Consider the following 6,529-nt stretch of genomic DNA (forward strand, 5'->3'; position numbering starts at 1 on the left):
CGACCGAGACTGGAAGTGAAGCAGTAGCCATGGCCAAGCGAATCGACGTCAGCGGACTGACCGCGTACTACGGCTCCCACAAGGCGATCGAGGACATCTCGATGACGGTCGAGCCGCGCTCGGTGACGGCCTTCATCGGCCCCTCGGGCTGCGGCAAGTCGACGTTCCTGCGCACGCTCAACCGCATGCACGAGGTGACGTCCGGCGGACGTGTCGAGGGCAAGGTCCTCCTGGACGACGAGGACCTGTACGGCGCGGGCGTGGACCCGGTGTCCGTGCGCCGGGAGGTCGGCATGGTCTTCCAGCGCCCGAACCCCTTCCCCACCATGTCGATCTTCGACAACGTGGCGGCGGGCCTGCGCCTGAACGGCGAGCACAAGAAGTCCGAGCTGCCGGACATCGTGGAGAAGTCCCTCAAGGGCGCGAACCTGTGGAACGAGGTGAAGGACCGCCTGAACAAGCCCGGCTCGGGCCTGTCCGGCGGTCAGCAGCAGCGGCTGTGCATCGCCCGCGCGATCGCGGTCGAGCCGAACGTCCTGCTGATGGACGAGCCCTGCTCGGCCCTGGACCCCATCTCGACGCTCGCCATCGAGGACCTGATCAGCGAGCTGAAGGAGCGGTTCACGATCGTCATCGTGACGCACAACATGCAGCAGGCGGCCCGCGTCTCCGACCGCACGGCCTTCTTCAACCTGGCCGCTGTCGGCCAGCCCGGCCGGCTGATCGAGCTCGACGAGACGGAGCGCATCTTCTCCAACCCGTCGGTCCAGGCCACCGAGGACTACATCTCCGGCCGCTTCGGCTGAGGGGTGCCGATCCCCTCGCGGTGCTGCATGGCGGTGCCACCGTGAGGCCGAAGGCCCGCCCCCCTGGCTTCCGGGGGGCGGGCCTTGTCCGTGTCCGCGTGTCTGCCTCGGGGTTCTAGAGGAACGCCAGGTTCACGAGCCAGAACGCCATCGCTGCCACGGCCGCCGCCGCGGGCATCGTGATGAACCAGCCCAGGACGATGTTCTTGGCGACGCCCCAGCGCACGGCGTTGATCCGCTTGGTCGCGCCCACGCCCATGATCGCCGAGGTGATGACGTGGGTCGTCGAGATCGGCGCCTTGAAGAGGAACGCCGTGGTGAACATGATCGACGCGCCGGTGGTCTCGGCGGCGAAGCCCTGCGGCGGGTCCAGCTCGATGATCTTCCGGCCGAGCGTGCGCATGATGCGCCAGCCGCCCGCGTAGGTGCCCAGCGACAGCATCACCGCGCACACGATCTTGACCCAGACCGGGATCGGATCGCCGTAGCTCTCCACATCGGCGATGACCAGCGCCATCACCACGATGCCCATCGTCTTCTGGGCGTCCTGGAGACCATGTCCGAGCGCCATGCCGGCCGCGGACACGGTCTGCGCTATGCGGAAGCCCCGCTTGGCCTTGTGGGGGTTGGCCTTGCGGAAGATCCACAGGATCGCCGTCATCACCAGGTAGCCGACGACCAGCCCCACGACCGGCGACAGGAACATGGGGATGACGATCTTCTGCAGCACCCCGTTCCAGTACACCGTCGTCCCGCCCGCGAGCGCCGCGCCAACCATGCCGCCGAACAGCGCGTGGGAGGACGACGACGGCAGCCCGAAGTACCAGGTGACCAGGTTCCACGTGATCGCGCCGACCAGCGCCGCGAAGAGGATGCCCATCCCCTTCGAGCCGTGAGGCGTCTCGATGAGCCCCTCACTGACGGTCTTGGCGACCCCGGAGCCCAGGAAGGCGCCTGCGAGGTTCATCACAGCGGCCATGGCGAGCGCCGCACGCGGAGTCAGCGCCCGGGTGGAGACCGACGTGGCGATGGCGTTCGCCGAGTCGTGGAAGCCGTTGGTGTACGTGAAGAAGAGCGCGACGCCGATGGTCGCGACCAGCGCGAAGGTGTCCATGAAGAGTTCAGGACTCCTTGACGGCGATGGTCTCCACCGTGTTCGCCACGTGCTCGAACGCGTCCGCCGCCTCTTCCAGCACGTCCACGATCTGCTTGAGCTTCAGCACCTCGATGGCGTCGTACTTGCCGTTGAAGAGGTGGGCGAGCAGCTTGCGGTGGATCTGGTCGGCCTGGTTCTCCAGCCGGTTGACCTCGATCCAGTACTCGGTGAGGTTCGCCATGGTCCGCAGGTTCGGCATGGCCTCGGCGGTCAGCTCCGCCGCCCGCGCCAGCACCTCGATCTGCTGCTCGACGCCCTTGGGCAGTTCCTCGACGTTGTAGAGGACGACCAGGTCGACGGCCTCCTCCATGAAGTCCATGATGTCGTCGAGCGACGAGGCGAGGGAGTAGATGTCCTCGCGGTCGAACGGCGTGATGAACGAGGAGTTGAGCTGGTGGAAGATCGCGTGGGTGGCGTCGTCACCGGCGTGCTCCGCGGCCCGCATCCGCTCTGCGATCTCGGCCCGGCCGGCGGTGTCCGCCCCGAGCAGTTCCATCAGGAGCTTCGAGCCCGTGACGATGTTGTCCGCGGAAGCGGCGAACATGTCGTAGAAGCTCGTCTCCCTGGGGGTCAGACGAAAGCGCACGTGGGGTCCTCAGGATGCATCGGTTTCGGTCAGGCTGATGCTAGGCGCATCATCCGGCCACGGCTAATGGGCCGTCCCCCAGTGTCACCCATGATGCAGGGCGACCGGCAGCGGGGCTGCCGAGTGGTCCAGTCCACCGGCCGTCCGGTGCGACGGCCACAAGCGCTCCTACCCGCCGAAGTTCGGTACCATATACCCAGGAGGGGTATCTGTATGGAGGATGCGATGGACGCCACGCACGCGACGGGCACGACGGACGCGACGACCGCCGCCGGGGCGGGCGCCGGGGCGCCGACCGCCGCGCCCGGGGCGGCCACGGCCGTGCACGGGTACCACAAGCAGAAGGACGAGCACCTCAAGCGCCTGCGCCGCATCGAGGGCCAGATCAGGGGCCTGCAGCGGATGGTCGACGAGGACACCTACTGCATCGACATACTCACTCAGGTCTCCGCCTCCACCAAGGCCCTGCAGTCCTTCGCCCTGCAACTCCTGGAGGAGCACCTGAGGCACTGCGTCGCGGACGCTGCCCTCAGGGGCGGCGACGAGATCGACGCGAAGGTCGAGGAGGCCACCAAGGCCATCGCCCGCCTGCTGCGGACCTGAGCTGTGGTCAACGCCTCCCCGTGAGAGGGGTCACTGCTCACCTCGCGGAGTTCCGCTCCTCGCCGACGCGCAGCACCTCGTCGATGCTCTCCATGCTGAGCCGCTCCCCGGCCTCCGAGGCCGCGATGATCAGCTCGCCGCACAGTTCGATCTCGGCGAGGGCCTCGTGGTCCTGAACCGCCGTACCGCCGACCGGAGCCACGCGCATCACCTCGTCTCTGCCGTCACCGGCTTCCTAGGGTGCGTCACGAAAGCGACGCCGTCCGCCCGGAGCGCGGGCAGGCGAGCATTTCGCGACACGCCCTAGCGTAAGGAGGGGCGCACGCCCCGCGCATGGCACGGACGGGCTAGTTCTTGTGCCTCACTCCTCCGCGATCCGCCCCGCGTAGATGTCCCCGGCCGCCGGGAGCCGCACGTCGACGGGGATCCCGAAGTCGTACAGCCACGTCGTGGAGGCGACCGCGACGACCGCGCCGGAGGCCCCCCGCGCCCCTGCCTCACGGCCGTTGACGAACCCGAACCTGTGTCTGACCTTGCGGATCCGCCCCTGTTCGTCGAGGTAGACGTCGAACGGCACCCGGGCCGTCGCGAACCCCTTCGCCGCCGCGCCCAGCGCGTTCCGCCCCCCCTCGGAGGCGACCGCGGCCGCCGCGGCGAGGTCGGCGGTCCCCCGGTAGTGCCGCACCTCGACCCCCGCGAGCCTGGTCCTGCCGACGTACGTCGCGTCGCGCGCCCCCCGCAGCACCTCGGCGGCGGCGTACGGGTCGGTGGCGCCGCCGGTCACCAGGTTCCCGTCCGACAGCGTGGCCGTGTCCACCCGCACCCACTTGTCGGCGGGCACGCCCGCACCCCGGTTCTTCATGAACAGCGCGCCCGGCGTGAGGAGTTCGGTGATGGGCCGGCGTCCGCTGGAGCCGGCGGGGTCCTGCGGCAGCACGACCTCCAACTGCCCGAGCCGCCGGCGGTAGTCGTAGACGCCCTCGCTCCGGATGGTCACCCGGGTGCCGCCGGTGGCCATCTCCATCGACGTGCGGGCCTTCGAACTGCCCGCCGCCACCAGTGCGTCGGCGGCCCGCCGCAGCGCACGCAGCGGATCGGCGCTCACCCGGGCCGCACGGTCCGCCGCGCGGTCGTCCTCGCCGTCGCCCCCGTCGGCGGAGCACCCGGCTGCGCCGGCGCACAGGCCCGCCGCGCAGACCCCGGCCATGAGCCCCGCGACGACCGCTGATCCCCACCGCCGCTGCTGCCGCTCCGCCATCGCCTGTTACCCCCAGCCGGTACGTCCGTCACGGGCCCACGTCGTCCGGTTCAACGACCGAAGGTGGGTAGCGTTCCTTTCGTGACCCAGCAGAACGGCTCGACCCCGGTACCCGGCCCAGAAGAAGCGCCCGGCGGGGAACACCGCACCACCACCGTCGAGGAAGGCCGCTTCTGTCTGGCCCGCTGCACCTGCGGCTGGCGCGGCCCGGCCCGCAGAGCCCGAAGCCTGGCCCGCTCGGACGCGGACCACCACGCCCACGGCTGATCTCCTCGAGCGTCCGAAAGCTCCCCCGGTGCAACCCCCGGTTCCGCACCGCCGTCTCGCTTCTTGAAGGCGCGCACCGCGCGCCGAGGGCAGTGGGACGCGCGCGTGGGCGCGCAGGGGGGACGACGACATGCAGCGACGTATGTTCATCGCGGCGGGCACGACCGCGTTCGCGGCGGCCGCGGCGGACGCCCGCCTGGCGGGCGGCGGCACCGGCATCGCGGGGAGCCAGGCCGCCGGCAGCCGGCCCGCCGGCGCCTCGATGCGGACGACGAGCGCGGCGGTCGCCGCGAACTGGGCGGCCCTCGCCCGCGACCTCGACGGAACCCTGATCCGCCCCGGCGACGCCTCCTGGACCGCCGCCCGCCAGCTGTACAACACGCGCTTCGACACGCTCAAGCCGGCCGCGGTCGCCTATGTCGCCCACACCGACGACATCCGGACCGCCCTCGGCTACGCACGCGCGCACGGCGTCAGGATCGCCATCCGCAACGGCGGCCACTCCTACGGCGGTTGGTCCTCCGGCGACGGCCGGCTGATCCTCGACGTCTCCCGGCTGAACCGGGTACGGGCGAGCGGCGGCTCGGCCGTCGTCGGCGCCGGCGCGAAGCTGATCGACGTCTACCGGGCGCTGGCCGCCAAGGGCGTGACGATCCCGGCGGGCTCCTGCCCCACGGTCGGCGTCTCCGGCCTGGTCCTCGGCGGCGGCCACGGCGTGGTCTCCCGCGCGTACGGCCTGACCTGCGACAGCCTCACCCGGGCGACACTGGTCACCGCGGACGGCAAGGAGCTGACCGCCGACGCCACGACCAACAAGGACCTGTTCTGGGCCCTGCGCGGCGCGGGCAACAGCAACTTCGGCGTGGTCACCGAACTGCACTTCAGGACCCACCCCGCGCCACAGGCCGTCACCTGCCACCTCACCTGGCCCTGGTCGAAGGCGGCGGCGGTGCTCAAGGCCTGGCAGGAATGGGGCCCGTCCCAGCCCGACGAGATCTGGTCCTCCCTCCACCTCGCCAACACCCCCGGCGGCAGCCCGAGGATCTCCGTCTCCGCCTTCTCCATCGGCACCTACGGCGAGCTCAAGAACGCGGTGGACCGCCTGGCCGGGCGCGTGGGCGCCCCCGCCACCGGCGTGTCCCTGCGCCGCCGCGGCTACGAACAGGCCATGGAGATCTACGCCGGCTGCTCCTCGTTCACCGCCGACGCCCAGTGCCACCTGCCCGGCGCGACCCCCGGCCGCTCCCCGCAGGGCAAGCTGGCCCGGGAGACGTACGCGGCCCGCTCGGCCTTCTTCGACCGCTCGCTGTCGGCGGCGGGCATCCAGACGCTGCTCAGGCAGCTGACCGCCGTCCGCGGCGGCTCCGGCAGCATCGCGCTGACCGCTCTGGGCGGCGCGGTCAACCGCGTCTCCCCCACGGCCACCGCCTTCGTCCACCGCCGCTCCCGCATGCTGGCCCAGTACCTCGCGTCCTGGGGGGCCGGCGGCGCCGCGGCCCAGGCCTGGCTGACCTCCGCGCACCGCGCGATGACCCCGTACGCGTCGGGCGCCGCCTACCAGAACTACGCCGACCCCGCGCTCGCCGACTGGCGCAAGGCGTACTACGGCGCCGCGCTGCCCAAACTGACGCAGCTGAAGAAGCAGTACGACCCCAAGGGCGTCTTCACCTACCCCCAAGGCCTGTGACCGCGGACATGTGAAAGGGGCGGGGGGGGGGGGGGGGGCCGGGCCCCCCCCCCCCCCCCCCCCCCCCGCCCCCCCCCCCCCCCCCCCCCCCCCCCCCCCCCCCCCCCCGGGGGCCCCCCCCCCCCCCCCCCCCCCCCCCCCCCCCCCCCCCCCCCCCCCCCCCCCC

Annotated in this window: 8 protein-coding genes; 4 read left to right on the plus strand and 4 right to left on the minus strand. The window is 71.6% G+C overall.

Annotation, left to right across the window (positions count from 1 at the left end):
• Positions 1-29 precede the first annotated feature (29 nt).
• Entirely contained in the window at positions 30-806 is a 777-nt protein-coding gene (pstB, locus tag ACIRS4_RS27895; RefSeq protein ID WP_130441772.1) for a phosphate ABC transporter ATP-binding protein PstB, read from the plus strand.
• Positions 807-921: 115 nt separating this feature from the next.
• Here pstB and ACIRS4_RS27900 read toward each other — a convergent pair whose 3' ends face one another.
• Positions 922-1,920 carry an anion permease gene (locus tag ACIRS4_RS27900; protein ID WP_404201213.1) on the minus strand — a complete coding sequence of 333 codons (999 nt, stop codon included), beginning with the start codon at positions 1,918-1,920 and terminating at the stop codon, positions 922-924.
• Positions 1,921-1,927: 7 nt separating this feature from the next.
• Positions 1,928-2,548, minus strand: a complete 621-nt coding sequence (locus ACIRS4_RS27905; RefSeq protein ID WP_351091858.1) for a DUF47 family protein — start codon at positions 2,546-2,548, stop codon at positions 1,928-1,930.
• A gap of 225 nt (positions 2,549-2,773) precedes the next feature.
• Here ACIRS4_RS27905 and ACIRS4_RS27910 point away from each other — a divergent pair, with 225 nt between their 5' ends.
• On the plus strand, positions 2,774-3,151 hold the full coding sequence (locus ACIRS4_RS27910; RefSeq protein WP_404201215.1) for a metal-sensitive transcriptional regulator: 378 nt from the start codon (positions 2,774-2,776) through the stop codon (positions 3,149-3,151).
• Positions 3,152-3,188: 37 nt separating this feature from the next.
• Here ACIRS4_RS27910 and ACIRS4_RS27915 read toward each other — a convergent pair whose 3' ends face one another.
• Positions 3,189-3,353 carry a hypothetical protein gene (locus tag ACIRS4_RS27915; RefSeq protein WP_404201233.1) on the minus strand — a complete coding sequence of 55 codons (165 nt, stop codon included), beginning with the start codon at positions 3,351-3,353 and terminating at the stop codon, positions 3,189-3,191.
• A 159-nt stretch (positions 3,354-3,512) separates the two neighbouring features.
• Positions 3,513-4,409: a hypothetical protein gene (locus ACIRS4_RS27920; protein ID WP_404201216.1), complete on the minus strand. Its 897-nt coding sequence runs from the start codon at positions 4,407-4,409 to the stop codon at positions 3,513-3,515.
• 81 nt (positions 4,410-4,490) lie between these two features.
• Between ACIRS4_RS27920 and ACIRS4_RS27925 the strand changes: the two genes are divergently transcribed.
• Positions 4,491-4,676 carry a hypothetical protein gene (locus ACIRS4_RS27925; RefSeq protein WP_404201218.1) on the plus strand — a complete coding sequence of 62 codons (186 nt, stop codon included), beginning with the start codon at positions 4,491-4,493 and terminating at the stop codon, positions 4,674-4,676.
• A 130-nt stretch (positions 4,677-4,806) separates the two neighbouring features.
• A complete protein-coding gene (locus tag ACIRS4_RS27930; protein WP_404201220.1) occupies positions 4,807-6,363 on the plus strand; it encodes an FAD-binding oxidoreductase in 1,557 nt (518 codons plus the stop codon).
• The last annotated feature ends 166 nt before the right edge of the window (positions 6,364-6,529 follow it).

This window comes from Streptomyces sp. NPDC101166, assembly GCF_044768125.1.
GTDB lineage: Bacteria > Actinomycetota > Actinomycetes > Streptomycetales > Streptomycetaceae > Streptomyces.

Coding starts and splice junctions, on each gene's coding strand:
- pstB (WP_130441772.1), top strand. CDS start 30: ATGGCCAAGCGAATCGACGTCAGCGGACTGACCGCGTACTACGGCTCC.
- ACIRS4_RS27900 (WP_404201213.1), bottom strand. CDS start 1,920: ATGGACACCTTCGCGCTGGTCGCGACCATCGGCGTCGCGCTCTTCTTC.
- ACIRS4_RS27910 (WP_404201215.1), top strand. CDS start 2,774: ATGGACGCCACGCACGCGACGGGCACGACGGACGCGACGACCGCCGCC.
- ACIRS4_RS27920 (WP_404201216.1), bottom strand. CDS start 4,409: ATGGCGGAGCGGCAGCAGCGGCGGTGGGGATCAGCGGTCGTCGCGGGG.
- ACIRS4_RS27930 (WP_404201220.1), top strand. CDS start 4,807: ATGCAGCGACGTATGTTCATCGCGGCGGGCACGACCGCGTTCGCGGCG.